This is a genomic window from Mycolicibacterium tokaiense (assembly GCF_010725885.1).
Taxonomy (GTDB): Bacteria; Actinomycetota; Actinomycetes; order Mycobacteriales; family Mycobacteriaceae; genus Mycobacterium; species Mycobacterium tokaiense.
Genome location: NZ_AP022600.1, coordinates 2,399,538 through 2,426,228, shown reverse-complemented (window position 1 = coordinate 2,426,228; position 26,691 = coordinate 2,399,538). Strand labels below are relative to the sequence as shown.

Here is a 26,691-nt window from a genome sequence, read left to right as displayed (position 1 = left end):
CCGCTCGTCAGATCGGCGTGATGTAACTGATCAGCCACTTGCCGTCGACCTTCTGATAGTCGACTTTGAGTCTGCTGCCGTCATACAACGGTTCTTTGGACTTGTCGGTGACCGTGCGGTTCATGTACACCATGACCGAACCCGAATCCCGTTGCGCGTCCAGCACTCCGACGCCGACGACACTGGCCTGGCTGACCACCTGCCGTTCCCTGGCCTCGGGGATGATCTGCTCGGTGGCCCTGGCCTGGAATTCGCGCCGGTAGTCCGGCGTCAGCAGGTTGTAGGCGTCGGTGAGGCTGCCTTCGACGGTTTGGTAGTCGTAGCCGAACACCTTCGGGATCTGTTCTTCGGCAAGCGGACCCAGCGCAGCGCGGGTGCTCTGCTGCGCGGTGTTCTGCACCCGGTCCCAGTACAGCGCCCCGCCCATGGCCGACAGTGCCACGATTCCGGCCGACACCAGGACCGCCACCGCCGCGAAAAGCCAGGTCGCCCTGCGCCGCATCAGTTGCCTCCGTCCGGGTACTTCAGGTCGTATCCGGTCATCCGGCCGTTGTCGTCCTCGTGCACGATGACGCGCATTCGGTAGGCCTGGGACGGCTTGTTCACCCCGTCGATGTCGGTGACCGTCACCCGTACCGCCACCAGCACCGACGCGTTGTCGGTGTCCGGGTCGATCTCTTCGAGCGCCTTCCCGCTGACCACAGCCTCGGAGCTGGCGTTGGTATCACGGAACAGGGCCTTGAGGTTGTCGACGTTGTTCTCCTGGCTCATCATGTCGCGCAGCGGGCCGCTGATGCCGTCGACAAAGCGGTTCACGCTCTCGTCCACGGTGTCCGGGGTGTAGGTGAACATGTTCACCACCGTCTGGGTGGCGGTGTCGACGAAACGCTGGTCCCGTTCGGCCAGAGCCTGGGCGTCCCGCTTCTGCCCCGCAAGCACCAGCACGACGGTGGTCAGCGCGACGATCAACACCACCGCCACCGCCCCGGCGGCCAGCGCCACGCGGGCCTGGTTGGGCCGGCGCCGCGGCGGCGGGCCCAGTGGCCGCGCGGGCGCGCTCACCGGTGCGGGGGCGCTGTCGACCACGGCGGTGACTGCCGTGGCCGCGGCGTCTCCCACCGGGCCGGCCGCGCGAGACGCGCGGCGCCGCACCGGTTTCCGCTGCTGTTGTTCGGCTGTGTCCTTCGATTCGGCTTCAGTCATCAAGCCGGTCTCGGATCGAGCATGAGATCTACCCAATTCTCGGCAGGTGTGTGCTTGGAGTCGCCCGCAGCGTACACGCCGGTGCCACCTGCCGGATCGATGAACGTTCCGTCCTGGTCGTAGGTAGCGTACGCCGGGCCGTCGGCCATCGGCATCGGAGCCTCGGCAGGCAGCGGACCCGCAGGCGGCGCCGGAGCCGGCGGCGGAGCGGGTGCACCCGGCGGGGGCGGCGGCGCAGGCCGACCGTACGGCGGCACGATCTGATCCGGCGGCGCGAAGAACGGCCACGGCGGGGGCGGTGCGTTGTTGTTGGGCGGCACCGGCAGCGGGAACGGCGCATTGGGAGCCGGACCCGGGCCCGGTTGCACCCCGGGCGGCAGCTGCACCACCGGGTCGCCCGGATCGTAGTCGGCCCCCGGTGGGGTCAGCGGGAACTTGTTGGGCGGCAGCAGGTTGCGGCCGTCCTCGACGGGGGTGCCGTACGGGATGGGAGGCCCGCGCCACGGGTTGCTGCCGATCGGCACGAAGCCCTTCGGGTCGCGGCACAGCTGCACCGTGGGCGCCCGCTTGCCCGGGAACTCCATGCAGGGATAGTTACGGGCCCCACGTACGACGGCGGGATCGTTCTGCGCCGCCTTGCAGTACAGGTCGGTCGGCAGATCGCGCACGGTCTCGTCACCCGGTGAACGGATCTCGGTGGCGGGGATGAAACCGACGTTGCAGGTGGGCGGATCTCCCAGGGCGAGCTTGAAGTCGAGCTTGCCACCCTCGTCCACCGGGCTGCCGCCGCCGACGGTCAGCAGCGCGGCCATCAGGGCCGGGAAGATCACGAACGCCTGTTCCAGTGACTTGTGGTAGATCACGCCGATCCGGCCGAGGTTGGCCAGGTTGGCCGCCAACACCGGGAAACTGGGCCGGATTCCGCTGAACGCGGTGGAGGCGACATCGGCCGCGCCGGGGGCGGTCTGCAGCAGCTGGCGCACCTGGGGGTCGGCCTGGGTGACCTGGGTGGTGAGCCGGGCCAGCCCGTCGGCCAACGACTTGATGTCGTCACCGCTGCGGATCTGGGCGTCCAGGAACGGTCCGGCCTGGTCGATCAGCGCCGACGTCTGGCCGTAGCTGTTGTTGGCCTCGTCGATCAGCAGCCGAGACGACTGGATCAACCGCGCGAGTTCCGGTCCGGAGCCGTTGAACGCGTTGAAGGTCTCGCGCAGCAGGTCCTGCAGCCGGCTGTTGTCGATACTGCTAACCAGCCGGTCGGCCTCGGCGAGCATGCTGGCGATGTCCTGGCCGATGGCAGTGCGATCCTGGCCGATCGAGGCGCCGCCCGCCAGCATCTGGGTCGACGGGTCCTGCGGCGGCACCAGGTCGATGTACTGCTCGCCGACCGCCGAGACGCTCTTCACCGTGGCCGTCACGTTGTCCGGGACGGGGGTGTTGCTGTTGAGCCGCATGTTGGCCACCACCCCGTCGGGGGTGAGCCCGACGGACTCCACCCGCCCGATGGTGACCCCGCGGTAGGTGACGTTGGCGTTCTCGTAGATACCGCCACCGGCGGCGAAGTTGGCGTCGATGTTGTAGGAACCGATGCCCACCTTGGCCGGGACGTGCAGATAGAAGATCGCGATGGCGCCGACGGTCAGCACGGTGACGATCGCGAAGATCGTCAACTGGATGCGGGCAAGTCGATCGAGCATCAGCCGCCACCTCCGTCACCGTGCTGGGTCGCCGTCCCCGCCGGGATCTGGAACGGATCCGCGGCCTGGCCGGACAGGTTGGCCATGGCGCCGGTCAGGAAGTCCGGCGGGGTGAGCACCTCAGCCATGTGCTTCATGTTCGGGTCCAACCCGGACGTGGTGAAAATCGATTCGCCGAGTCGGCGCAGCGTGAGGTCGAACGTCACGAACACGTTGAGGTAGTCACCACGCACCGCCTGCCGCAGGTACTTGTAGTGGAAGGGGAACGTCGGCAGGAACGCCAGGTCCTTGATGAAGTAGTCGGCATTGTCGTTGAGCGCCTTGATCGCCGGGTAGAAGTCCTTGAGGTCCTCGGCGAAGTCCACCTTGGTCTTGGCCAGGATGTCGGCGGCCACGCCCGCGAAGTTCTGCAGTGCGGCGAAGGTGTCCACGATGTTGGACCTGTTGTTGTTCAACACGGTCAGCGCCTCGGGCAGGCTGTCCAGCGCGCGCCCCAGCGCGTCGGTGTTCTGGGCCAGGATCCCGGCGAACCGGTTCAGGCCCTCCGCCGCGGCGATGATGTCGGCGGTCTGGCGGTTCAGCGAGTCGGTGAGCTCGGCCAGCCGGGGCATCAGGTCGGCGAACTGCCCGGCGCGGCCGGCCACCGAGGCGTAGAGCTCTTCGGTGATGTCCTGCAGTGCACCGAGATTACCCTTGTTCACCACGACACCGAGAGAGGCGAGCACCTCTTCGGTGGTCGGGTAGCGTCCCGCTCTGGCTTCCGGGATGTGGGAGCCCTGCCGCAGGCGCGCCGCCGACGCATCGGCCGCAGGCGGCACCAGTTCGATGTGCTGGCTGCCCAGCAGCGACGTCTGGGCCACCCGGGCGGTGGCGTTGTCCGGCAGGTCGACATTCGAGTCCAACGACAGCGTCACCGCCGCGTAGAACGTGCCGTCGGCACGTTGCATGGCATCGATCCCGGAGACACTGCCGACGGTCACGTCGTCCACCATCACCGGCGAGTTCTGCGGCAGGGTGGCGACATCCGGCAACTCCACCGTCACGGTGTAGGAGCCGGAGCCGTGCCCGCGGGTGCCCGGCATGTCCAGCGAGTTGAGCCCGCCGAACGAGCAGCCCGAGAGCATCACGATGCCGGTCCCGAGTGCGGTGGCCTGGAACAGCCTGTGCTTCACCATCACCCTCCCGTCCCTGCCGGCAGCGGTGGCGGCACCGGCCACGGCGGTGGCGGCAGCGACGGCGTACCGGGCGGCGGCGGGGCGAGCACCCCGGGTGCGTCCGGGGACACCGGCGGTCCCGGCGGCGGCCCGCTGCCGACGATGTGGGGCGGCCCGGGTGAGATCTGGCCTTCGACGGCGGGCGGGGGCAGCACCATGTCGCCCAGCGTGGCTCCCGGCGGAATGGACGGGGGCGTGACCCCCGGTGCGGGCTGCCACTGTAGGTACGGCACCGGCGTCTGGGCCTTGGCCTCGGTGGCCGGGGTGTCGTAGATGATCTGTCCCTTGTAGGCGGTGATGCTGTTGATCGGGTGGAACAGCAGCGGCGGGAAGTTCATGGTGATGCGGCGCAGCACCGGACCCATGCGCTGGCGGCAGATCTCGGCGCGCTTGTAGTTGTCCGGGTTGGCACCGGTGTCGAAAGTGCCGCCGCAGATGAACTGCACCGGGTTGGCGAAGTTGGGCAGCGACAGCGCTCCGCCGACGGTGCCCTGAGCCGGGTTGTAGATGTTGTAGAAGTTGGCCAGGCCGTTGGGCGTGACGTGCAGGACCTGCTCGATGTCATCGCTGTGCTCGGTCAGGATGTTGGTGAAGTCGGTCAGCTTGTTCACCGAGTCGATCAGGGTCTGGTTGTTCTCCCCGATGAACTCGCGGACATCGGCCAGGGCGGTGTTCAGCGTGCCCAGGGTGGCGTCGAGACCCTGGGTGCTGTCGGCCAGCACCTGCGACACCGACGCCACGTGGTTGGAGAACTGCACGATCTGCTCGTTGCTCTGCGACAGCGCATTCACCAGCACCTGCAGGTTCTTGATCGTGCCGAACAGGTCGGTGCTGGAATCACCGAGTCTGCCTGCGGTCTGGGACAATTCGCGTAGCGCATTGCGGAACGAGTCGCCGTTGCCGTCGAACGTGCTGGCCGCCTGGTCCACGAACTCGCTCAACGGTCCCTGCAGCCCGCCGTTCTGCGGCCCGAGCGTCTGCGAGAGCTTGGTCAGTTCGGTCTTGACGTCGTCCCATTCCACCGGCACGCCCGTGCGGTCGATGCCGATGGTGGCACCGTCGGCCAGGGTGGGTGCGCCGGTGGAGGTGTCGTAGGCCGGTGTCAGCTGGATGAACCGCGCCGACACCAGGTTCGGCGCCACGATGATGGCCCGCGCGTCGGCGGGCAGCTGCACACCGTCGTCGATCGACATGGTGATCTTGACGTCGGAGGCGGTGGGTTCGATCGAGTCGATGGTGCCCACCGGCACTCCGACCACCCGGACGTCGTCGCCGGGATAGAGCCCGACCGCCGATGAGAACAGCGCGACCACCTTGTGGGTGGTGCGGCCCGGCCACACCAGGTACAGACCGATCCCCAGTGCCAGCACCAGGACGACGGCCACTGCGACGAGTGCTCCCCTGTTGCGCGTCATGGCGACTTCGGCCTGATGATGAGACGTTCGGCGATCAGGCCCTTCAGGTAGTCCGACAGGCTGTCGGGCAGCTTGCCCGGCTGGAAGTAGGTGTCCAACAACACTTCCGAGATGGTGGCCGGCGGCAGACCGTACAGGTTGATCTGGAACCCGGAGGTCGAACCCACCACCTCACCGAGCGCGGTGGCATACGGCGGGAGACGGCGCAGGGCCTCACTGATGTGATCGCGGCGCTCGAGGAGATTGTCCAGCACCAGGTTGAGGTTGGTCAGCGTGGGACCGAACTGTTCACGGTTGTCGGCGACGAACCCCGAGATCTGTTGTGACACGTCGTCGATACCGGCGATCAGGGTGTTGAGCGCCTGTCGGCGTTCGTCGAGCGCGGCGAACAGCTGGTTGCCGTCGACGATCAGTTTGTTGACCTGATCGGCCCGGCGCGACAGCGACGCGGTGACCGTCTGCGCGCGCGACAGCAGCTGTCCGAGTGCCTCGTCACGCGCGTTGAGGCTGCGCGACAACGAGGTGACCCCGTCCAGCGCGCCACGCAGCTCCGGGGTGGCGTCGCGCAGCGTGTCGGTCAGGATGCCCAGGGCCTGTTCGAATTTCGGCTTGTCCAGAGCTTTGGTGTTGCCGCCGAGATCCTGCAGCGCGGTGGCCAGGGTGTACGGCGTGGTGGTGCGCCCCAGCGGGATGGTGCTCGAGGCACCGCCACCGGCCGGCGTGACGTCCAGGGACTTCTGGCCCAGCACGGTGTCGGTCTTGATGGCCACCAATGTCTGGTCACCGACGGCGATGTCGCGGTCCACGGTGAACGTCACCCGCGCGGCGGTGCCGGCCAGCCCGACGGACTGCACCTGACCGACCTTGATGCCGGAGACGTTGACGTCGTTGCCGGGGGTGATGCCCCCGGCGTCGGTGAAGAAGGCGTCGTACTTCTTGCCCTGCGGCCAGAAGGGCAGCCCGGTATACCCGAAGGACACCAGCACCAGGCATGCCACCAGGACGATGCCGAAGATTCCTGTGCGGACGGGGTTGCGTCCGTCGTCACTCTGGGACAGGAGCGCACCTCCCCTTGGACGGGTCCGGCGGTCCGCCGAACGGGATCAGGATGTCGCTGCCGGCCGGACCGTTGATCTTCATCCGGATGGAGCAGTAGTAGATGTTGAAGAACGAGCCGTAGGCGCCGAGAGCGTTGAGCCGCAGGTAGTTCTCGGCCAGCGGTTCGATGACCTCGTTGATCTCCGCCTTGCGCCGGTCCATCTCGCCGGCCAGCGGACGCAGGTTCTCCAGCACGCCCTGCAGCGGACGGCGCCCACTCTCCAGCATCTGCGTCAGGTCGGTCGAGGCCGACGACAGCGGACCGATGGCCCCGGCGATGGGGTCGCGACCTTGCGCCAGCCCGGTGATCAGCTGCTGCAGTTGGTCGACGCTGGCATCGAATTCGGCACTCTTGGCGTCGACGGTGCCCAGCACGGTGTTGAGGTTGTTCACCACGTCGCCGATGAGCTGATCGCGGGCCGCCAGGTCGGTGGTGAAGGTGCTGGTGTTCGACAGCAACTGCTGCAGCGCGCCGCCCTGGCCCTGCAACAGTTCGATCACTGCATTGCTGATCTCGTTGATCTTGCTGCCGTCGAGCCCTTTGAGCACGGGGCGCAGACCACCCAGCAGGGCGTCGAGATCGAGTGCGGGGTCGGTGTTCTCCTGCGGGATGGTGGCGCCGGCGGGCAGCTTGCGCAGTTCACCGGGGCCTGAGGTGATCTCCAGGTACCGGTCGCCCACCAGGTTCTCGTAGCGGATCGCCGCGCGGGTCGAAGTGTAGAGCTGGTAGCGGTCGTTGACGTCGAAGGCGACGTCGACGGTGTTGTCGGGGTTCAGCGACACCGCCTGCACAGAGCCCACGGGCACCCCGGCGATGCGGACGTCCTGGCCGGCCTTGAGCCGGGCGGCATTGCTGAAGTTGGCGTGGAAGGTGTTGCCGGAGGAGAAGCGGAACTCCCCGAAGACCACCACCAGGCCCGCTGCCACCAGCAGCATCACCACGGTGAACACACCGACTTTGACTGTCGTACCGCGCGATTCCATCAGTAGTCGTCGCCTTCCGCAAAGGCGCCGTTGAACAGGAACTGCAGGGTGGACGGAGCGTCGAACTGCAGCTCGGTGTTGGGCTGGTAGGGCACGTAGGCGTTGTCGGTCACCAGGAACGGCGAGCGGTACCAGGTGCCACCGACCTGCTTGTTCGGCATGTTCGGCAGGCCGCGGCAGTTGGGTCCGCCGGAGGCGTTCACGACCGGCAGGCTCTCGGGGTAGGTGTAGGCCGGAGCGCCGGGCAGGAAGTTCGACGAGACGAACAGCCCCGGCCGGGTGCCGCCGAGCACCGGGGCGAACTTGTCGACGGCCTCGCCGGTGCCTTTGAGTACGCACCCGATGATCGGTGAGTACTCGCCGACGACCTTCAGCGGGGCGCGGGCGCGGTTGATGGCGGCGATGTAGTCCTCGGCCGCCGGCGCCAGGGTGTCGAAACCGTTGTTGGCCAGCCCGGTTGCGGCCAGCAGGGTGGCGTTGAGGTTGTCCTGCTGGTCCACGATGGTCTGGCTCAGGGTGGGCACGTTGTTGAGCACCGTCACCAGGTCCGGTGCCGCATCGGCGTAGATGTCGGCCACCTGCGCCGTCTGCTGCAGATCGCGCTGCACGGCCGGTAGTTTCGGATTGAGCTGCGCCAGATAGCTGTTCAGCCCGGTCATGGTGGCACCCAGGTTGTCGCCGTTGCCCCGCAGGCCCTCACCGAGTGCGGTCATGGTGGCGTTCAGGTTCACCGGGTCGATTTTCTGCAGGACGTCGGTGAGCGTCTGGAACAGCGTGTTGACTTCCAGTTGCACCGAGGATGCTTCGACCGTGGCTCCCGGGCGCAGCGCGCTGCCCAGCGGCGACTCCGGGGGTACGAACTCCACCGATTTGGCACCGAAGACGGTGTTGCCTGCGATCTTCACCTCGGCGTTGGCCGGAACGTAGGACAGCTCGCTGGAGTCGATCTCCAGTGTCAGCTTGGCCTGCTCGCCGGCGTACTCGATGTCGCTGACCTTGCCGATCTGGATGCCGCGGTACTTGACCTTGGCGTCCTGCTCCATCACCAGGCCCGCCCGCGGTGAGAGCACGGTGACGGTATCGGTGGAGGTGAACGCGGCTGTGTACCCCAGATAGGTCACCACGGCGGCCGCCGCGATCACCGCGGCGAGGACCAGCGCCGCGATCCGCACGCGGGTGCGCCGGGATTGTCCGTCAGCCATGACCCGCTACCCCGACAGGTTGAAGTTGCCGGACCCGCCGTAGACGGCGAGTGAGATCAACAGGACGATCGTGACCACCACGATCAGGGACGTGCGTACCGCTTTGCCCACCGCGATGCCGACGCCCACCGGGCCGCCGGAGGCGTTGTAGCCGTAGTAGGTGTGCACCAGCATCACCGCCACGGACATCACGATGGCCTGCAGGAACGACCACAGCAGATCGGTGGGCACCAGGAAGGTGTTGAAGTAGTGGTCGTACAGGCCGGCGGACTGTCCGTTGATGAAGACCGTGGTGAAGCGGGCCGCGAAGAACGCCGCCAGGACCGACAGTGCGTACAGCGGCACGATGGCGATCAGCCCGGCGATCAGGCGGGTGGACACCAGATACGACATCGAGTGCACCGCCATCGATTCCACGGCGTCGATCTCCTCGGCCACGCGCATGGCGCCCAGCTGCGCGGTGGTGCCGGCCCCGATGGTGGCGGCCAGTGCGATGCCCGCGATCACCGGGGCCACGATGCGCACGTTGAGAAAGGCCGACAGGAAGCCGGTCAGTGCCTCGATGCCGATGTTGCCCAGCGATGAATATCCCTGCACCGCAATGACACCGCCGGAGGCCAATGTCATGAACGCAGCCACACCGACGGTGCCGCCGATGATCGCCAGCGCCCCGACACCCATGGTCATCTCGGCGATCAGCCGGACCGTCTCGCGGCGGTAGCGGGTCAGGGCGTTGGGGATGTAGCGGATGGACTCGCCGTAGAACAGCGCCTGCTCACCGAAGCTGTCCACCGCCCGCGGGGCACCGGACAGGAACCGTTTGAGCCGCAGCGTGGCGTCGTAGCTCATGAGTCCGATCCCGTCATGAGTCCAGCACCCGGACGCCGATGGCCGTCATGATCACGTTGATGACGAACAGACAGATGAACGCGTAGACCACGGTCTCGTTGACGGCGATGCCGACGCCCTTGGGACCGCCTGCGACGGTGAGGCCGCGGTAGCAGCCCACCAGCCCGGCGACGACGCCGAACAACAGCGCCTTCACCTCCGCCAGCAGCAGTTCCGGCAACCCGGTCAACACGGTCAACCCGTTGATGAAGGCACCGGGGTTGACCCCCTGCAGGAACACCGAGAAGACATAACCGCCCGACAGGCCGATGGCGCACACCAGGCCGTTGAGCAGCAGGGCGACGAAAGTGGAAGCCAGCACCCGGGGAACGACCAGGCGGTGGATCGGGTTGATACCCAGCACCCGCATGGCGTCGATCTCTTCACGGATGGTGCGCGCCCCCAGGTCTGCGCAGATCGCGGTGGCCCCCGCCCCGGCGATCACCAACACCGTGACCACCGGGCCCAGCTGGGTGATGGTGCCGAAAGCCGTTCCGGCGCCGGACAGGTCGGCCGCGCCGATCTCGCGCAGCAGGATGTTGAGGGTGAACGCCACCAGCACGGTGAAGGGGATGGCGACCAGCAACGTGGGCACCAGGGACACCCGCGCGATCATCCAGGTCTGGTCGAGGAACTCGCGGAACTGGAACGGCCGCTGGAAGCACGCCCGGAAGGTGTCGAAGGTCATCTCGACGAACCCACCGACCGCCCGCGCGGGAACCGCCAGACGAGAGATCAACGTCGGTCCCCTTCTCGTCGGCACTGGGTTCGGATTCCGGACTCTAACAGGCTTGGCGAAGGCTCATGGGGCTAATCGACCAACCCGGACTTGTGCCGGTCACACCGGGTTTTTGCACGCCGATCCCTGTGAGCCGGATCATAGTAACTAGAACACGTTCACAGTGTCAAAGAACGGCCAGATGAGACATATTTGTCAGGTTTGTCCAGGTCAGCCACCCTGAGGCAAATCTCATCCTGAAACGTGTTCTAGTTAACGGTTCTGACGCGCGGGACGATATGACTACCTCAGTTGCCCATCAAGCCGACTGCCGAGAAGCCATCCTGCGGATCGCGTTCAGCAAAGTACCCGGCCAGCGCGTCGCTGAGGTCTGCCGGTGCCCACGACGATCCGGGGGCGGTGAACCGGTGCTCGGCCACGGGTGCGGCGACCAGCGTCACCGACGGACCGTAGACGATGAACACCTGACCGGTGACCCGGGCCGCGGCCGGCGAGGCCAGGAATCGGACGAGGGTCACCACGTGCTCCGGCGACAGGTCGTCCACCTCTCCGTCGCCGAGTTCGGGTGCAGCGCCGAACACGTCGGCCGTCATCGCCGTCCGGGCGCGGGGGCAGATGGCGTTGGCGCACACCCCGTACCGCTCCAGCCCACGCGCGGCCGACATGGTCAGCGCGGTGATGCCCGCCTTGGCGGCCCCGTAGTTGGCCTGCCCCGGCGGGCCGGCCAGCCCCGCCTCCGACGACGTGTTGACCAGCCGGCCGTACACCGGGCCACCGGCCTCCTTGGACTTGTCCCGCCAGTAGGTGGCCGCGTTGCGGGTCAGCAGGAAGTGTCCCCGCAGGTGGACCGCGATCACCGCATCCCAGTCCTCGTCGGACATGTTGAACAGCATGCGGTCGCGGGTGATGCCGGCGTTGTTGACCACGATGTCCAGACCGCCGAGGCCGTCGGCCGTGGCCACCAGCTCGTCGGCGGTGGCGCGGGCACTGATGTCCCCGGCCACCGTGACGGCCTTGGAACCGGCGGCGGCGATCTCGTCCATCACGTCAGATTTGTCGATCGCCGCGGCCATGTCGTTGACGACGACGACGGCGCCGGACTGCGCCAGGCCGATGGCCTCGGCGCGGCCCAGCCCGGCTGCGGCCCCGGTCACCACGGCGACCTTGCCGGACAGATCGATACCGGCTGCTGCGGAAGTCACTTTTACGATTACCTCTAGTCTTTGCGGATCAGGGCGGCGCGCGGGCATTCGGCCACCGATTGTTCGGCCAGATCCTCTTGATCTTCGGGAATCTCGTCCACCTTCACGACGGCGTAGTCCTCGTCGTCCAGATCAAACAGATCCGGCGCAATTCCCACACAGACGGCGTTGCCCTCACACCGATCCCGGTCAACCTCAACGCGCATGACACCCTCCTCGCGACCCGGCGGCCTCGCAGGCCGCTCGGCCCATCCTGGACCCCAAGACTAGAACGTGTTACAACGAGGATGATAAACCCGAGCCCGGTTGCGGACGTACCCGAGCAGTGAGGAAGAGGGCAATGCGCATCGGCTACACCCCCGAGCAGGAGGATCTGCGCCGCGAATTGCGGTCGTACTTCTCCGCGTTGATGACCCCCGAGCGCGCCGAGGCGCTGGCGTCCGGCGACGGCGAGATGGGTCGCGGCAACGTCTACCGCGAGACCGTCGCCCAGATGGGCAAGGACGGCTGGCTCACCCTCAACTGGCCCAAGGAGTACGGCGGCCAGGAACGCACGCCGATGGAGAGCCTGATCTTCAACGACGAGGCAGCCATCGCCAACGTCCCGGTGCCGTTCCTCACCATCAACAGCGTCGCGCCCACGATCATGCATTTCGGCACCGACGAACAGAAGCAGTTCTTCCTGCCCAAGATCGCCGCCGGCGAACTGCACTTCTCGATCGGGTACTCCGAACCCGGCGCAGGCACCGATCTGGCGTCGCTGCGCACCACCGCTGTTCGCGACGGCGACGACTACGTCATCAACGGTCAGAAGATGTGGACCTCGCTGATCGCCTATGCGGATTACGTGTGGCTGGCCGTGCGCACCAACCCCGAGGCCAAGAAGCACCGCGGCATCTCGATGCTGATCGTGCCCACGACGGCCGAGGGCTTCTCCTGGACCCCGGTACACACCATGTCCGGCGTGGACACCAGCGCCACGTATTACCAGGACGTGCGCGTCCCGGTCTCGAGCCTGGTGGGCGAGGAGAACGCCGGCTGGAAGCTGGTGACCAACCAGCTCAACCACGAACGGGTGGCCCTGGTCTCCGCACAACCCATCTATGTCGCTCTGGGCGGAGTCCGGGAGTGGGCGCAGAACACCAAGGACATCCACGGCAAACGGCTCATCGATTCCGAATGGGTGCAATTGAACCTGGCCAGGGTGCACGCCAAGGCCGAGGTGCTCAAGCTGATCAACTGGGAGCTGGCGTCCGCCGCCGACGCTGCGCCCTCCCCCGCCGACGCCTCGGCTGCCAAGGTCTACGGCACCGAGCTGGCCACCGAGGCCTACCGGTTGCTGATGGAGGTCCTCGGCACGTCCGCGACGCTGCGGGCCGGGTCACCCGGTGCGCTGCTGCGTGGCCGCATCGAACGGATGCACCGCTCGGCGCTCATCCTCACCTTCGGCGGCGGCACCAACGAGATCCAGCGCGACATCATCGGCATGGTTGCTCTCGGCCTGCCCCGAGTGAACCGGTAGGACAGGACTTTTCATGGACTTCTCCAGTACAGAAGCCGCCGACGATCTGGGCGGGCTCACCCGTACCATCACCGAATCGGTGTGCACGCCCGAGCATCAGCGCGCACTCGACGGGCTGCCCGACCGCTTCGACACCGAGCTGTGGCGAAAGTTGAACGACGCCGACATCGTCTCCACCGCCGCTCCGGAATCCCTGGGCGGGGGCGGCTTCGGCATCCTGGAACAGGTTGCCGTCCTGGTGGCACTCGGGCGCCAGATCGCCGCCGTGCCGTACCTGGAATCCGCGGTGGCCGGTGCCGGCGCGCTGGCCCGGTTCGGCGGCAACGAGCTGCAGGACCAGTGGGCCGCACCGGCGGTCCGGGGTGAGAAGATCCTGACCATCGCCCTCGACGGGGACATGGGCGACGGCCCCGTGCAAGCCACCGAGGCCGACGGCGGGTATCGCCTGACCGGCACCCGCACCCAGGTGGCCTACGGCCCGGTGGCCGATGCCTATCTGGTTCCGGCGGAAACCAGCTCGGGCACCGCTGTTTTCCTGGTCGCCAAGGACGATGCCGGCGCGACTCTGGTTCCGCTGGAGACCACCGGCCTGGGCAGTGTGGGCCACCTCGAACTGGCCGGCGTCGAGCTCGGTGCCGACCGGCTGGTCGGCGGCCAGGACGTGCTGGACTGGCTACACACCACCATGCTGTTGGGCCGCAGCGCCTTCCAGCTCGGTGTACTGGAGCGCGCGCTGGAGCTGACGGCCGCCTACGCGCGCGAGCGCGAACAGTTCGACCGGCCCATCGGCAGCTTCCAGGCGGTGTCGTCACGGTTGGCCGACGGCTACATCGACATCAAGGGGCTGCGGCTGACGCTCACCCAGGCGGCCTGGCGGCTGTCCGAGGATTTGCCCGCCGACATCGACGTGCGTTCCGCGGCGTTCTGGGCGGCCGAAGCCGGGCACCGGGTGGCACACACCACGGTGCACGTCCACGGCGGTGTCGGCATCGATGTCGATCACCCGGTGCACCGGTACTTCCTGGCAGCCAAACAGACCGAGTTCGCCCTCGGCAGCGCCACGGGTGCGCTGTTGTCCATCGGCCGCGAGCTGGCCGACACTCCCGTCTGATCATGGATCAGCCCACCGTCACCGGGCTCCTGGCTCCGCTGGCGGACGTCGACGCCCAGGGTGTCTGCAGCACCGAGACGCCGCTGCGCAGCTGGCGCAGGCATATTCAGGATGGGGCCGACCTGGCCGCGGCGCTGCGCGCCCGCCTGGATCCGGACAAGCCGCCGCACGTCGGGGTGCTACTGGGCAACACCCCCTTCTTCAGCTCCGTGCTGGTGGCCGCCGCCCTCGGCGGGCTGGTCCCGGTGGGGCTCAACCCGACCCGGCGTGGGGCGGCGCTGCGGCGCGACATCGATCACGCGGACTGCCAGTTCGTCCTGTCCGACCGCACCGGAGCGCAGGCGGGTATCGCTGCGCTGGACGTCGAATCCGACTCGTGGATTGACGAACTGGACTCTTTTCGCGGCGCGCCCGTGCAGTTCCCGACGGTGGATCCCGACGAGCTGTTCATGCTGATCTTCACCTCCGGCACCAGCGGTGACCCCAAAGCCGTGCGGTGTACCCACGCCAAGGTGGCCTTCCCGGGTGTGATGCTGGCGCAGCGGTTCGGCCTGGGCCCCTCGGACACCTGCTATCTGTCGATGCCGCTGTTCCACTCCAACGCCATCATGGCGGGCTGGGGTCCTGCCGTGGCGGCGGGTGCCTCGATCGCGCTGCGCCGCCGCTTCTCGGCATCGCAGTTCTTCCCCGACGTGCGCCGGTTCGGTGCCACCTATGCCAACTATGTCGGCAAGCCGCTGTCGTACATCCTGGCCGCCGAGCCCCGGCCCGATGACGCCGACAACCCGCTGCGGGTCGCCTACGGAAACGAAGGCGCACCCGGTGATCTCGACCGGTTCGCCCGGCGGTTCGATGTGCAGGTGGTGGACGGCTTCGGCTCCAGCGAGGGCGGCGTGGCGATTGCGCGTACCCCCGACACTCCCGACGGCGCCCTGGGACCCCTGACAAACGGAGTCGACATCGCCGACGTCGAGACCGGCGAACCCTGCCCGCCGGGTGTGGTGGGTGAGCTGGTGAACCGCACGGGCCCCGGACAGTTCATGGGGTACTACAACGACCCCGCGGCCGACGCGCAACGGATGGCCGGCGGCGTCTACCACAGCGGTGATCTGGCGTACCGCGACGCGGATGGGTTCGCCTACTTCGCGGGCCGCCTTGGCGACTGGATGCGGGTCGACGGCGAGAACCTGGGCACCGCGCCGATCGAGCGAATCCTGTTGCGCCACCCCGACGTCCTCGAAGCAGCCGTGTATCCCATCCCCGACCCGGCCGTGGGAGACCAGGTGATGGCCGCCCTGGTGCTGGCCGACGGCGCCGCCTTCGACGTCGAGGCCTTCGGCGACTTCCTGTCCCGGCAGGAGGACCTCGGCCCCAAGCAGTGGCCGTCGTATGTCCGTTTGGCACACACGCTTCCGCGCACCGAGACCTTCAAGATCCTCAAGCGCCACCTGTCGGCCGAAGGCACGCAGTGCTCTGATGAGGTGCATGCCATCACCCGGCGCCGGGCAGCGGTCTGAGATGGCCGACAGCATCGCGGCGATGCTGATGTCCCGGGTGGGTGACCAGCACCCAGGACTACGTACCCGGGATCGAGACTGGACGTGGGACGAGGTGGTCATCGAATCCGCACGCCGGGCAGCCCTGGCAACGGAGTTGCACCGCAGTCGTTTTCCGGACGCACCGCTGCACATCGGCATCCTGCTGCCCAACGTCGCGGACTTCGTCTTCTGGCTGGGCGCAGCAGCCCTGTCCGGCGCCACGGTGGTCGGCCTCAACCCGACCCGTAGTGACGGTGACCTCGCCGCCGACATCGACCACGCCGACTGCGCCTTCATCGTCACCGACACCGCCGGCCGCAGCCGCCTGTCCGGCATTGCCCTCGACACCCTGGTGATCGACGACCCGTCCTACCGCGCGCTGGTGGACCGGCATCGCAGCACCCCATCGATGGCCGACGGGGTGAGTGCGGAGTCACTGCTGCTGCTGTTGTTCACCTCGGGTACCACCGGCACCTCCAAGGCTGTCCGGTGCAGCCAGGGCAGGCTGGCCCGCATCGCCGCCACCGCGGTGGACAAGTTCGGGCACCACCGCGGCGATGTCGACTATTGCTGCATGCCGCTGTTCCACGGCAACGCCCTGATGGCCCTGTGGGCACCGGCGCTGGCCGTGGGTGCCACCGTCTGCCTCACCCCGACGTTCTCGGCCTCGGCGTTCCTGCCCGACGTGCGGTACTACGGCGCCACGTTCTTCACCTACGTCGGCAAGGCCCTGGCGTACCTGCTGTCCACCCCCGAGGCTCCGGACGACGGCGAGAACACCCTGACCCGGGGCTTCGGCACCGAGGCCTCGCCGGAAGACCAGGCCGAATTCCGGCGGCGATTCGGGGCGGAGCTGTTCGAAGGTTACGGCTCCAGCGAGGGCGGCAACGCGGCGGTGCCCGACGGATCCGCCCCGGCCGGGGCTCTGGGGCGGCCCGCACACGCCGGCATCACCATCGTGGATCCAGAGAATCTGAAGACCTGCGCCACAGCGATTCTGGACGCGCACGGCCGGGTGCGCAACGCCGAGGCCGCGGTGGGCGAGATCGTCGACAAGTTCGGTGCACGCGACTTCGAAGGCTACTACCGCAATGACGCCGCCGACGCCGAGCGACTCCGCAACGGCTGGTACTGGACCGGCGACCTCGGTTACGTCGACGGTGACGGTTTCCTCTACTTCGCCGGCCGGCGCGGCGACTGGATCCGGGTCGACGGGGAGAACACCTCCGCGCTCACCATCGAGCGGGTGCTGCGACGTCACCCCGAGGTGATCGCCGCGGCGGTCTACGCCGTCCCCGACCCACGCTCCGGAGACCAGGTGATGGCCGCAGTCGAGGTGGGCGATCCGGCTGCCTTCGACATGGCCGCGTTCGCCGGATTCCTGGCCTCCGCGGCCGATCTGGGCCGCAAAGGCGTGCCGCAGATGGTGCGACTGTCCACCGGTCTTCCCGTGACGGGATCGGGCAAGATCCTCAAACGCGAACTGCAGGAGCAGCGTTGGGACGACTGCGGTGATCCTGTCCATCTCCGGGTCGGCCGTGGCGCCCCGAACTACCGGCTGATGACGGCCGCCGACCGCGACACCATGGACGCGGTGTTCGCACACCACCGCAGGGCTCGCTGATGGTCGACTGGCACAGTGAATGCGACGTCCTGGTGGCCGGGTCCGGGGCGGGCGGGCTCACCGGGGCGTACACCGCCGCCCGGGAAGGCCTGCAGGTCCAGCTCGTCGAAGCCACCGAGAAGTTCGGCGGAACCACCGCATACTCCGGCGGAGGCGGAATGTGGTTTCCCGCCAACGCCGTTCTGGCCCGCGCCGGCGGTGACGACACCATCGCCGATGCTCTGGAGTACTACACCGCGGTGGTGGGCGACCGCACACCGCGCGCGCTGCAGGAGGCCTACGTCCGCGCCGGGGCACCGTTGATCGACTACCTGGAGTCCGACGAGTTGCTGCGGTTCCAGGTGCTGCCGTGGCCCGACTACTTCGGCACGGCGCCCAAGGCCCGCGGCGACGGGATGCGCCACATCGCCGCCAAGGCGCTTCGGGTCTCGGCGGCAGCGGATCTGCGCGAGCTGGTGCGCGGTCCGCTGGACACCGAATGGCGCGGTGCCGCCATCCCCGATGACTACTTCGTCGGCGGTCGGGCCCTGGTGGCCCGGCTGCTGCTGGCGGCCCGGCAGTATCCGCACAGCGCCGTCTCGCTGAACAGCGCCCTGACCGAGCTGGTGTTTGAGGACGGCCGGGTCACCGGTGCCGTCATCACCGAGGGCGACACCACCCGCTCCATCCGTGCCCGCTGCGGCGTGCTGCTTGCGGCGGGCGGGTTCGAACAGAACCAGCAGATGCGCGCCGAGTACCACGTGCCCGGATCCTCTCGCGACACCATGGGACCGTGGGGCAATCAGGGTCTGGCGCATCTGGCGGCCATCGCCGCCGGCGCCGACACCGATCTGATGGACCAGGCGTGGTGGTCACCCGGGTTGACGCACCCCGATGGACGGTCTGCGTTCTCACTGTGGTTCACCGGCGGCATCTTCGTCGATGACGCGGGCCGTCGGTTCACCAACGAGTCCCAGGCCTATGACCGGCTGGGCCGCAGCGTGCTGGCGGCGATGGCCGACGGCGCGGTGACGCTGCCGTACTGGATGGTCTACGACGACGCCGAAGGCCTCGTGCCGCCGGTCAAGGCCACCAATGTCTCGATGATGGAACCGCAGCGCTACGTCGACGCCGGCCTGTGGCACACCGCGGACACCCTGGACGAGCTGGCCGCCCGGATCGGTGTTCCCGCAGACAATCTGGTGCAGACGGTGGCACGGTTCAACGAGTTCACCGCACGCGGGATCGACGAGGACTTCGGCCGCGGTGACGAGCCGTATGACCGCGCCTTCTCCGGCGGTGCGTCGCCGCTGGCGCCGATCGTGACACCACCCTTCCACGCCGCCGCGTTCGGGGTCTCGGATCTGGGCACCAAGGGTGGGCTGCGCACCGATGCCACCGCGCGGGTGCTCGACACCGGCGGCGACGTCATCCCCGGGCTCTACGCCGCGGGCAACACGATGGCCGCCCCCAGCGGAACCACCTATCCCGGTGGCGGGAACCCGATCGGCACCAGCATGGTCTTCAGCCACCTGGCTGTGCTGGACATGGTGAAAGGACAACCAGCGTGAGCGAGATCCGCGAGATCGACACCGGCGCCGCCATGACCCGCTTCGCCCGAGGCTGGCACTGCCTGGGACTGGCCGAGGAGTTCCGGGACGGCAAACCGCACGGCATCAACGCTTTCGGCAGCAGACTCGTGGTGTTCGCCGATTCCGGCGGTGCCCTGCACGTACTCGACGGCTACTGCAGGCACATGGGCGGTGATCTGGCCCAGGGCAGCGTCAAAGGTGACCAGGTGGCGTGTCCCTTCCATGACTGGCGCTGGGGTGGCGACGGTCGGTGCACGCTGGTGCCCTACGCCAAACGCACCCCGCGGCTGGCGCGCACCCGCAGCTGGCTCACCACCGAGGTCAACGGACAGCTGCTGGTCTGGCACGACCCCGAAGGGTCCACGCCGGCACCGGAACTGACCCCGCCCACCATCGAGGGTTACGACGACGGCCGATGGTCACCGTGGCAATGGAGCTCGGTCCTCATCGAGGGCGCGCACTGCCGTGAGATCGTCGACAACAACGTCGACATGGCGCACTTCTTCTACATCCACCACGCTTACCCGACCTACTTCAAGAACGTCATCGAAGGTCACACGGCCAGCCAGTTCATGGAATCCAAACCCCGCGCCGACTACATGGCCGATCCGGACAAGGTGTGGGAGGGAACGTATCTGCGATCGGAAGCCACGTACTTCGGGCCCGCCTACATGATCAACTGGCTGCACAACGACCTCGCGCCCGGCTTCACCGTCGAGGTGGCCCTGATCAACTGCCACTATCCCGTCACGCACAACTCGTTCCGCCTGCAGTGGGGGGTGGCCGTGCAGGCGATGGAGGGCCTGCCCGCCGACAAAGCGGTCAAGCTGGCTGCCGCCATGAGCAAGTCGTTCGGCGACGGCTTCCTCGAGGACGTGGAGATCTGGAAGAACAAGACCCGGATCGACAATCCGCTGCTCACCGAGGAGGACGGTGCGGTGTACCAGCACCGCCGCTGGTACGAGCAGTTCTACGTCGACGCTGCCGATGTCGCACCGGAGATGACCGACCGCTTCGAGCAGGAGGTCGACACCACGCACGCCTACGACATCTGGCAGGACGAGGTGCGGCAGAACCTGGCCAGACGGGTTACCGTCGAGACGTGAGCTATCGCGAGGCCCGGCCACCGGCACCGCTGCGCGAGCTCGCCGAGTGTGTGTGGTCATCGCGCGGGTCCCGGCAGGTTCGGGTGCTGCCGGACGGGTGCATGGATCTGATCGACCTCGACGGTCGGCTCGTCGTCGCCGGGCCGGACACGGGTGCGCACCTGAGTCGTCAGCGGTCCCACGCCCGAGGTGTGCGCTTCCGTCCCGGCGTATTGCCGCGGCTGCTCGGTGTGTCCGCCGCGGAGCTGCGTGATCTGCGGGTGCCGCTGAGCGAGGTGCGTCCCGACCTGGCGGGCGCCGAGCTGCCTGCTGCGGTGATGGAACTGGCTGCGACGCAGGCGTGTTCGAGCACAGCCCCGTGGTCGCTGCCGGTGCTGCGGTCGATCACCCACGGGCTGGCCACCGGTGCCGCGGTGAGCACAGTGGCCGCCCACGCCGGTTACAGCGCCCGCACATTACAACGCCAGTGCGTCACGGTGTACGGCTACCCCCCGGCGATGCTGCGCCGAATCCTGCGGCTGCGTCGGGCACTGGCGCTGATGGATGCCGGAGTCAGCCTGGGCGACGCCGCGGCCCGGGCCGGCTACGCCGATCACCCGCACCTGCACCGCGAGTGCCGCGCCCTGGCGGGTGTTCCGCTGCGTCAGCTCGGCGACAGCGCGTAGAGATCCACCGACGTCCCGTCCGGGTCGGCGACCGTCGCGTAGCGCTGTCCCCACGGGGCGTCGAACGGTGTCAACACACCGTGGTGTCCGGCGGACGTCACCGTCTCGTACAGCGCGTCGACGTCGGCCGGGGATTGCAGTTGGAAGCCGATGGTGACCCGGCCCGCGGCGGCCGGCGGGCTCCAGCCCGGGTGCATCGCTGCGATGGTGTCCTCGGTGTCGAAGGCGAGGGTGTTGCCGCCCGGTAGTTCCACGTCGACGTGCGGTCCCTCGGTTGCGGGGATGTCGAGTCCCAGTAGCCGGTAGAAGGCCAGCGAACGGTCCAGATCGGACGCGACGATCTCGATGCAGGCGGCGGTCAAGGTGATGCTCATGGAGCAACGGTAGGCAGCAGCGGTCGGGCGGGTCGTGGACGAATCGGACAACGTCGTCAGCCCAGCAGTGACGGCACCACCGCGTCGATGAGGTGCGGTCCGGGCTCGCCGAATGCCTCCTCGAGTGCGGCCACCAGCTCCTCGCCGGTGCTGACCCGGCGGGCGGGAACACCCATCCCCTGGGCAATCGACACGAAATCGAGTGTCGGACGGCCGATGTCGAGTAGATCGCTCGCCTTGGCGCCGGCGCCACCGTCGACGCCCACGCGTGCCAGCTCCACCCGCAGGATGTCGTAGACCGCGTTGTTGAACACCACTGTGGTGATGTCGAGTTTCTCGCGGGCCTGCGTCCACAGTGCGGACACCGTGTACATGGCCGAGCCGTCGGCCTGCAGCGAGAGCACCGGACGGTCAGGCGCGGCCACGGCAGCGCCGATGGCGGCCGGCATCCCGAAGCCGATGGCGCCGCCGGTGAGGGTCAGGACGTCGTGGGCCGGCGCACCGGCGGTGGCCGCAGGCAGTCCGACGCCACCGGTGTTGGCCTCGTCGACGATGATCGCGCGTTCGGGCAGCAGCGCGCCCACGGCCCGGGCGATGGCAAAGCAGGTGAGCGGGCCGGTCGGCCGTTCCGGCCGGACCGCGGCGGCCAGCGGCGCGGACGCGCCGGGAGCCACCGTCTCGGCCAACGCGGACAGCGCGGCGGCCGCACCCTCGGGCCCGGCCAGGCGGTGCACCTGGCAGCCGGCGGGCACCAGGTCACTGGCCCGGCCCGGGTAGGCGAAGAACGACACCGGCGAGGCGGCTCCGGCCAGGATGAGGTGCGACGCCCCGGCGAGCTGCTCTTCGGCCGCCTCGGCGAAGTACGCCAGCCGGTCCACGGCGGGCAGTCCGGCGCCGCGCTCCAGCCGAGTGGGGAACGTCTCGCACAGCCACCGGGTCTCGCCGACGGTGGCGACCCGCGCCGCCGCGTCCAAGCCGGGGCGCCGGTTGGCGTCTCCCCCGGTGAGCACCACCACCGGGGCACCGGAGGTGAGGGTCTCCGCGGCGTCGTCCACCGCAGCGGTGTCAACCGGGGCATCAGCACCGAGTGCCGTGTGCGGGGCCGGCGCGGCTCCCTCGGACCACGACACGTCCGCGGGCAGGATCAGCGTCGCCACCTGACCGCTGCGCGCGGCCGCGATGGCCTCGGCCGCGTCGGCGGCGACATCCTCGACCCGCATGCTGCGCCGCACCCAGCCCGACACGGTGGCTGCCAGCGCATCGATATCCGACTCCAGGGGCGCGTCGTACTTCTTGTGATCGAGGGCGTGGTCGCCGACCACCACGACGACGGGAACCCGGGCACGGCGCGCGTTGTGCAGGTTGGCGATCGCATTGCCCAACCCCGGACCGAGGTGCAGCAGGACCGCAGCCGGTCTCCCGGTGATCCGCGCGTAGCCGTCCGCGGCGCCCGCCGCCACACCCTCGAAAAGGCCCAGCACCCCGCGCATCTGCGGCACCGCGTCCAGCGCGGCCACGAAGTGCATCTCCGAGGTGCCGGGATTGGCGAAGCACACCTGCACACCGCCGTCGACGAGCGTGTTCAGCAGTGCCCGGGCTCCGTTCACGCTGCCAACATACGCCCGCACTGTCCGAGGTCGCCGCTACCATCGCGCCATGCCGCTGGCCGAGGAACTGATCAACCGCGCGACCGCCGACGCGCTGGCCGATGCCGTCGAGGCGGTGACCGGCAGTGCGCCGCAGCTGCGCGCTGCGGGCGCGGCACTGGCACCGCTGCCCCTGCGGGCCAGGGCTGACCTGTTGCGCGATGCGCTGCTGGCCGACGTCCCGGGTGATCCCGCAGTCCTGGCCGAGGTGGTCCGGGCCGCGGAGCTCGACGGCTGGATGGTCTGGCCGGTCAGCACCGCCGTCGCCCAGCGCGCGGTATCCGACGGCACCCGAGTGGCTTTCGACGATGCGATGGCACTGTTGGCCGAGATCACCGGAAAGCTCAGCGCCGAGTTCGCCATCCGCACCCTGCTGCGTCACGACATCGACCGGGCCCTGCCCATCATCGTGAAGTGGACCGGCTCGCCGGACCCCGCCGTGCGCCGCCTCGCCTCGGAGGGCACCCGCCCGTATCTGCCCTGGGCCATCCGGGTCCCGCAGATCCTCAACGCGCCCGGCATCATGGTTCCGGTCCTCGATGCGCTGTACCGCGATCCCGATCCGGTGGTCCGCCGGTCGGTGGCCAACCACCTCAACGACCTCAGCCGCGACCACCCCGCCCTGGTGGTCGACGCGGCGGGACGCTGGCTCGCCGCGCCGGACGACAACACCCCGGCCCTGGTGCGCCACGCCTTACGCACCCTGGTCAAACGCGGCGATCCGGGGGCGCTGGAACTGCTGGGGTTCGCCGCGGCCACCGTCACCGTCGACGGGCCGGTGCTCACCCGCTCAGCAGTACCCTTCGGCGGCGAGGTCGAGTTCTCCGCCACCGTCCGCAACGACGGTGCGGAACCGGCCCGGCTGGCCATCGACTACGCGGTGCACCACCGCCGAGCCAACGGCGGACAGTCGCACAAGGTGTTCAAGCTGACCACCACCACCCTGGGCCCGGGTGAGGAGCACACGGTGCGCAAGGTGCACTCATTCCGCGCGATCACCACCCGCACGTACTACCCGGGTGGCCACGCCATCGAGTTGCGGGTCAACGGAAAACCCTCGACGCGAGCGGAATTCGAGCTGCTGCCCGGATGACGGGCGCTCAGCCTTCCCGGATGTCGTCGAGCCGCTTGCTGGCCTGATCGAAACCGCTCACCAGTTCGGCGATGATGTCGGCAACCGGCCGTATCTCGTTCATCCGGCCCACGATCTGCCCGACGGGCATCGCGACCGTGGTCGGGTCGCTGGACTCACTCATCCGCTGGTGGGCCTCGCTGACCAGGATGTTCTGCAGCGGCATGGGCAGCGGATCGGGGGCACCCTCGGCGTCCCAGGCGTCCGTCCAGCGACTCTTGAGCAACCGCGCCGGCTTGCCGGTGTAGATCTTGCGGCGCACGGTCCCGCTGGAATCGGCGGCCAGCAACGCCTGCTGGATCACCGAGGTGCCGCCCTCGGTGCGCACCCCGAGGTCGTACTCGGCCGAGGTCAGGAAGGCCGAGCCCATCCAGACGCCGTGGGCGCCCAGTGCCATCGCGGCGGCCACCTGACGGCCCGTCCCGATCCCGCCGGCCGCCAGCACCGCAGCGCTGTCGCCGACTGCGTCGACGATCTCGGGCCAGAGCACCATCGAACCGATTTCACCGGTGTGCCCGCCGGCCTCATGGCCTTGGGCGACGACGATGTCGACGCCGTTGTCGACATGTCGTCGGGCATGTTTGGCCGACCCGGCCAGCGCGGCCACCGGGACCCCGGCCGCGTGCGCCTGGTCGATGACGTCCTTGGGAGGGGAACCCAGCGCGTTGGCGATGAGCTTGATGGGGTGCTTGAGCGCCACCTCGACGTGGCTGCGGGCCACCGAGTGCAGCCACCCCAGTACGCCTTCGGATTTGGCTTCGTCCTCGGGTAGCGGCGGCACCCCGAGGTCGGCCAGGGTCTTGGCGACGAAGTCGCGGTGGGTCTGCGGGATCAGCTTGTTGATGTCGACGCTGGTGCCCTCGGTGGGGACCTTGGCGGGCATCACGATGTCGACGCCGTACGGCTTGCCGTCGGTGTTGGCGTCCATCCACTGCAGGACGTCCTCCAGGTCGTCGGCGTCGTTGAACCGCACACACCCGAGCACCCCCAGCCCGCCGGCCTTGGTGACCGCGGCTGCCACCTTCTCCGACGGCGTGAAGACGAAAATCGGGTATTCGATTCCGAAGCGCTCACAAAGCTCTGTTTTCATGCCTTCACTCCTGCATGCTTGGCGTGGACGTCATCGGCGGGACGTTCCTCGGTGGTGTCCTTGGCCCAGCGGTAGTCGGGTTTCCCGGCCGGTGAGCGTTTGATCCCGTCCACCAGCCAGAGGCTGCGCGGCACCTTGTACCCGGCGATCTCGGTGCGCACAAACGCATCCAGTTCCGCCAGCGTCGGTCGGGCGCCTTCCCGCGGGTGCACCACGGCGGCCACATGCTGACCGAAACGTTCGTCCGGCACCCCGACCACCAGAGCGTCGAAGACATCCGGGTGGCCCTTGAGTGCGGCCTCCACCTCTTCGGGGTAGATCTTCTCGCCGCCGGAGTTGATGGAGACCGAGCCACGACCCAGCATGGTCACGGTGCCGTCGGCCTCGACTTCGGCGAAATCGCCGGGGATGGCGTAGCGGACGCCGTTGAACGTCTTGAAGGTCTCGGCGGTCTTCTTCTCGTCTTTGAAGTAGCCGACCGGGATATGACCGCACTTGGCGATGATGCCGCGCACGCCCGAGCCAGGCTTCACCTCGTTGCCGTCTTCGTCGAGCACCTTGGTGTTCTTGTCGATGGTGACCCGCGGCCCGCCGGTGTGCGATTGCCCCTTGGCGACCACGCTGGTGCCACCGAACCCGGTTTCGGAGGATCCGATGGAGTCGGTGATGATCCGGTTGGGCAGCAGCTCCAGGAACTTTTCCTTCAGGCTGGTGGAGAACAGCGCCGCCGTGCTGGCCAGCAGGAACAGCGAGCTCAGGTCATAGCTGTCCTGGTTGGCCTCGAGGGCATCGAGCAGCGGGCGTGCCATCGCGTCACCGGTGAAGAACAGCAGGTTCACCTTGTGCTCGTGGATCGCCTTCCACACCTCGTCGGCGTCGAATTCCGGTGCCAGCACCACGGTTTGGCCGGAGAACAGCGCCATCCAGGTGGCCGATTGCGTGGCGCCGTGGATCATCGGCGGAATCGGGTACCGGATCATCGGCGCGTTCTCGGCGGCCTGCTTGGACAGGTCGTACTCGTCCTTGATCGGCTCGCCCGTCGCAAAGTCCGTGCCGCCGAACAACACCCGGTAGATGTCTTCGTGCCGCCACATCACGCCCTTGGGGAACCCCGTGGTGCCGCCGGTGTAGAGCAGGTAGATGTCGTCTTCACTGCGCGGGCCAAAGTCACGCTCCGGTGCACCCTCGGCCAGCGCCGCCTCGAACTCCACACCGCCGTAGGACGAGTAGTCGTCCTCGGATCCGTCTTCGACCACGAGCACCGTCGTGACGTTCGGCGTCTCCGGCAGCACATTGGCCACCCGGTCGGCGTAGCGGCGCTCGTGGATCAGCGCCACCATGTCGGAGTTCTCGAACAGGTATTTCAGCTCGCCCTCGACGTAGCGGAAGTTGATATTGACCAGGATGGCGCCGGCCTTGACGATGCCGAGCATGCCGATGACGATCTCGATGCGGTTGCGGCAGTACAACCCGACCTTGTCGTCCTTCTTGACACCATGGTCGATGAGATAGTGGGCGAGGCGGTTGGCCTTGTCCTCCAGTTCGGCGTAGGTCAGTTGCTCGTCACCCGAGATCAGGGCGACACGGTCTGGCACAGCGTCGATGGCGTGCTCGGCGAGATCGGCAATGTTCAGGGCCACAGAACCTAAACTAGAACGTGTTACATTTCT

Annotated in this window: 24 protein-coding genes; 8 read left to right on the top strand and 16 right to left on the bottom strand. The window is 68.1% G+C overall.

What is annotated here, in order from left to right:
- Nucleotides 1-7 precede the first annotated feature (7 nt).
- From G6N58_RS11655 to G6N58_RS11600, 12 genes are all read right to left on the bottom strand, one after another.
- Nucleotides 8-502, bottom strand: a complete 495-nt coding sequence (locus G6N58_RS11655; protein WP_068914865.1) for a mammalian cell entry protein — start codon at nucleotides 500-502, stop codon at nucleotides 8-10.
- A complete protein-coding gene (locus G6N58_RS11650) occupies nucleotides 502-1,203 on the bottom strand; it encodes an Rv1363c family protein (RefSeq protein ID WP_115278594.1) in 702 nt (233 codons plus the stop codon). Before G6N58_RS11650 ends, G6N58_RS11655 begins: the two co-directional genes overlap by 1 nt.
- The gene (locus tag G6N58_RS11645) at nucleotides 1,203-2,900 is read right to left on the bottom strand and encodes an MCE family protein (RefSeq protein WP_115278595.1); all 1,698 of its coding nucleotides are present in this window, start codon (nucleotides 2,898-2,900) and stop codon (nucleotides 1,203-1,205) included. Before G6N58_RS11645 ends, G6N58_RS11650 begins: the two co-directional genes overlap by 1 nt.
- A complete protein-coding gene (locus G6N58_RS11640) occupies nucleotides 2,900-4,075 on the bottom strand; it encodes an MCE family protein (RefSeq protein ID WP_115281567.1) in 1,176 nt (391 codons plus the stop codon). The genes G6N58_RS11645 and G6N58_RS11640 overlap by 1 nt, the downstream gene beginning before the upstream one ends.
- Complete coding sequence (locus G6N58_RS11635) at nucleotides 4,075-5,529, bottom strand: MCE family protein (RefSeq protein WP_115278596.1); 1,455 nt, start codon at nucleotides 5,527-5,529, stop codon at nucleotides 4,075-4,077. Before G6N58_RS11635 ends, G6N58_RS11640 begins: the two co-directional genes overlap by 1 nt.
- Entirely contained in the window at nucleotides 5,526-6,587 is a 1,062-nt protein-coding gene (locus G6N58_RS11630) for an MCE family protein (RefSeq protein ID WP_068914861.1), read from the bottom strand. The genes G6N58_RS11635 and G6N58_RS11630 overlap by 4 nt, the downstream gene beginning before the upstream one ends.
- The gene (locus tag G6N58_RS11625) at nucleotides 6,574-7,611 is read right to left on the bottom strand and encodes an MCE family protein (protein ID WP_068914860.1); all 1,038 of its coding nucleotides are present in this window, start codon (nucleotides 7,609-7,611) and stop codon (nucleotides 6,574-6,576) included. Before G6N58_RS11625 ends, G6N58_RS11630 begins: the two co-directional genes overlap by 14 nt.
- On the bottom strand, nucleotides 7,611-8,813 hold the full coding sequence (locus tag G6N58_RS11620; RefSeq protein WP_115278597.1) for an MCE family protein: 1,203 nt from the start codon (nucleotides 8,811-8,813) through the stop codon (nucleotides 7,611-7,613). Before G6N58_RS11620 ends, G6N58_RS11625 begins: the two co-directional genes overlap by 1 nt.
- Before the next feature lie 6 nt (nucleotides 8,814-8,819).
- On the bottom strand, nucleotides 8,820-9,662 hold the full coding sequence (locus tag G6N58_RS11615; protein ID WP_068914858.1) for an MlaE family ABC transporter permease: 843 nt from the start codon (nucleotides 9,660-9,662) through the stop codon (nucleotides 8,820-8,822).
- Nucleotides 9,663-9,675: 13 nt separating this feature from the next.
- Nucleotides 9,676-10,440 (bottom strand): MlaE family ABC transporter permease, encoded by a 765-nt coding sequence (locus G6N58_RS11610; protein WP_068914857.1) that lies wholly within the window; start codon nucleotides 10,438-10,440, stop codon nucleotides 9,676-9,678.
- A gap of 287 nt (nucleotides 10,441-10,727) precedes the next feature.
- On the bottom strand, nucleotides 10,728-11,642 hold the full coding sequence (locus tag G6N58_RS11605; RefSeq protein ID WP_068914856.1) for a 3-oxoacyl-ACP reductase: 915 nt from the start codon (nucleotides 11,640-11,642) through the stop codon (nucleotides 10,728-10,730).
- Between the two features lie 14 nt (nucleotides 11,643-11,656).
- Nucleotides 11,657-11,848: a ferredoxin gene (locus tag G6N58_RS11600; RefSeq protein WP_068914855.1), complete on the bottom strand. Its 192-nt coding sequence runs from the start codon at nucleotides 11,846-11,848 to the stop codon at nucleotides 11,657-11,659.
- A 134-nt stretch (nucleotides 11,849-11,982) separates the two neighbouring features.
- On the opposite strand from G6N58_RS11600, the gene G6N58_RS11595 reads away from it, so the two are divergent.
- The 7 genes from G6N58_RS11595 to G6N58_RS11565 are packed head-to-tail and all read left to right on the top strand — an operon-like array spanning nucleotide 11,983 to nucleotide 20,779.
- Nucleotides 11,983-13,164: an acyl-CoA dehydrogenase family protein gene (locus tag G6N58_RS11595; protein WP_068914854.1), complete on the top strand. Its 1,182-nt coding sequence runs from the start codon at nucleotides 11,983-11,985 to the stop codon at nucleotides 13,162-13,164.
- Between the two features lie 13 nt (nucleotides 13,165-13,177).
- A complete protein-coding gene (locus G6N58_RS11590; protein ID WP_115278598.1) occupies nucleotides 13,178-14,275 on the top strand; it encodes an acyl-CoA dehydrogenase family protein in 1,098 nt (365 codons plus the stop codon).
- A 2-nt stretch (nucleotides 14,276-14,277) separates the two neighbouring features.
- Nucleotides 14,278-15,792, top strand: a complete 1,515-nt coding sequence (gene fadD17, locus G6N58_RS11585; protein WP_115278599.1) for a long-chain-fatty-acid--CoA ligase FadD17 — start codon at nucleotides 14,278-14,280, stop codon at nucleotides 15,790-15,792.
- Between the two features lies 1 nt (nucleotide 15,793).
- Entirely contained in the window at nucleotides 15,794-17,437 is a 1,644-nt protein-coding gene (gene casI, locus G6N58_RS11580; protein WP_115281568.1) for a steroid-22-oyl-CoA synthetase, read from the top strand.
- Complete coding sequence (locus G6N58_RS11575; RefSeq protein ID WP_115278600.1) at nucleotides 17,437-18,987, top strand: FAD-binding protein; 1,551 nt, start codon at nucleotides 17,437-17,439, stop codon at nucleotides 18,985-18,987. The genes casI and G6N58_RS11575 overlap by 1 nt, the downstream gene beginning before the upstream one ends.
- 32 nt (nucleotides 18,988-19,019) lie before the next feature.
- Complete coding sequence (locus tag G6N58_RS11570) at nucleotides 19,020-20,114, top strand: 3-ketosteroid-9-alpha-monooxygenase, oxygenase component (protein ID WP_115281569.1); 1,095 nt, start codon at nucleotides 19,020-19,022, stop codon at nucleotides 20,112-20,114.
- Nucleotides 20,111-20,779 carry a helix-turn-helix domain-containing protein gene (locus tag G6N58_RS11565; protein ID WP_115278601.1) on the top strand — a complete coding sequence of 223 codons (669 nt, stop codon included), beginning with the start codon at nucleotides 20,111-20,113 and terminating at the stop codon, nucleotides 20,777-20,779. Before G6N58_RS11570 ends, G6N58_RS11565 begins: the two co-directional genes overlap by 4 nt.
- Here the strand turns inward: G6N58_RS11565 and G6N58_RS11560 are convergent.
- Both G6N58_RS11560 and G6N58_RS11555 read right to left on the bottom strand, forming a co-directional pair.
- Nucleotides 20,758-21,153, bottom strand: coding sequence for a VOC family protein (locus G6N58_RS11560; protein WP_163908103.1), 396 nt, complete (start codon nucleotides 21,151-21,153; stop codon nucleotides 20,758-20,760). The genes G6N58_RS11565 and G6N58_RS11560 overlap by 22 nt on opposite strands.
- Nucleotides 21,154-21,209: 56 nt before the next feature.
- Nucleotides 21,210-22,760, bottom strand: coding sequence for an acetolactate synthase large subunit (locus G6N58_RS11555; RefSeq protein WP_115278602.1), 1,551 nt, complete (start codon nucleotides 22,758-22,760; stop codon nucleotides 21,210-21,212).
- Nucleotides 22,761-22,809: 49 nt separating this feature from the next.
- Here G6N58_RS11555 and G6N58_RS11550 point away from each other — a divergent pair, with 49 nt between their 5' ends.
- Entirely contained in the window at nucleotides 22,810-23,892 is a 1,083-nt protein-coding gene (locus tag G6N58_RS11550; RefSeq protein ID WP_115278603.1) for a DNA alkylation repair protein, read from the top strand.
- 7 nt (nucleotides 23,893-23,899) lie between these two features.
- Here the strand turns inward: G6N58_RS11550 and G6N58_RS11545 are convergent, their stop codons facing one another.
- Both G6N58_RS11545 and G6N58_RS11540 read right to left on the bottom strand, forming a co-directional pair.
- On the bottom strand, nucleotides 23,900-25,021 hold the full coding sequence (locus G6N58_RS11545; protein WP_068914845.1) for an NAD(P)H-dependent flavin oxidoreductase: 1,122 nt from the start codon (nucleotides 25,019-25,021) through the stop codon (nucleotides 23,900-23,902).
- Nucleotides 25,018-26,661 carry a medium/long-chain-fatty-acid--CoA/3-oxocholest-4-en-26-oate--CoA ligase gene (locus G6N58_RS11540; protein WP_115278604.1) on the bottom strand — a complete coding sequence of 548 codons (1,644 nt, stop codon included), beginning with the start codon at nucleotides 26,659-26,661 and terminating at the stop codon, nucleotides 25,018-25,020. Before G6N58_RS11540 ends, G6N58_RS11545 begins: the two co-directional genes overlap by 4 nt.
- Between the last annotated feature and the right edge of the window lie 30 nt (nucleotides 26,662-26,691).

Coding starts and splice junctions, on each gene's coding strand:
- G6N58_RS11545 (WP_068914845.1), bottom strand. CDS start 25,021: ATGAAAACAGAGCTTTGTGAGCGCTTCGGAATCGAATACCCGATTTTC.
- G6N58_RS11620 (WP_115278597.1), bottom strand. CDS start 8,813: ATGGCTGACGGACAATCCCGGCGCACCCGCGTGCGGATCGCGGCGCTG.
- G6N58_RS11575 (WP_115278600.1), top strand. CDS start 17,437: ATGGTCGACTGGCACAGTGAATGCGACGTCCTGGTGGCCGGGTCCGGG.
- fadD17 (WP_115278599.1), top strand. CDS start 14,278: ATGGATCAGCCCACCGTCACCGGGCTCCTGGCTCCGCTGGCGGACGTC.
- G6N58_RS11640 (WP_115281567.1), bottom strand. CDS start 4,075: ATGGTGAAGCACAGGCTGTTCCAGGCCACCGCACTCGGGACCGGCATC.
- G6N58_RS11600 (WP_068914855.1), bottom strand. CDS start 11,848: ATGCGCGTTGAGGTTGACCGGGATCGGTGTGAGGGCAACGCCGTCTGT.
- G6N58_RS11635 (WP_115278596.1), bottom strand. CDS start 5,529: ATGACGCGCAACAGGGGAGCACTCGTCGCAGTGGCCGTCGTCCTGGTG.
- G6N58_RS11655 (WP_068914865.1), bottom strand. CDS start 502: ATGCGGCGCAGGGCGACCTGGCTTTTCGCGGCGGTGGCGGTCCTGGTG.
- G6N58_RS11650 (WP_115278594.1), bottom strand. CDS start 1,203: ATGACTGAAGCCGAATCGAAGGACACAGCCGAACAACAGCAGCGGAAA.
- G6N58_RS11615 (WP_068914858.1), bottom strand. CDS start 9,662: ATGAGCTACGACGCCACGCTGCGGCTCAAACGGTTCCTGTCCGGTGCC.
- G6N58_RS11625 (WP_068914860.1), bottom strand. CDS start 7,611: ATGGAATCGCGCGGTACGACAGTCAAAGTCGGTGTGTTCACCGTGGTG.
- G6N58_RS11560 (WP_163908103.1), bottom strand. CDS start 21,153: ATGAGCATCACCTTGACCGCCGCCTGCATCGAGATCGTCGCGTCCGAT.
- G6N58_RS11595 (WP_068914854.1), top strand. CDS start 11,983: ATGCGCATCGGCTACACCCCCGAGCAGGAGGATCTGCGCCGCGAATTG.
- G6N58_RS11590 (WP_115278598.1), top strand. CDS start 13,178: ATGGACTTCTCCAGTACAGAAGCCGCCGACGATCTGGGCGGGCTCACC.
- casI (WP_115281568.1), top strand. CDS start 15,794: ATGGCCGACAGCATCGCGGCGATGCTGATGTCCCGGGTGGGTGACCAG.
- G6N58_RS11645 (WP_115278595.1), bottom strand. CDS start 2,900: ATGCTCGATCGACTTGCCCGCATCCAGTTGACGATCTTCGCGATCGTC.
- G6N58_RS11550 (WP_115278603.1), top strand. CDS start 22,810: ATGCCGCTGGCCGAGGAACTGATCAACCGCGCGACCGCCGACGCGCTG.
- G6N58_RS11570 (WP_115281569.1), top strand. CDS start 19,020: ATGACCCGCTTCGCCCGAGGCTGGCACTGCCTGGGACTGGCCGAGGAG.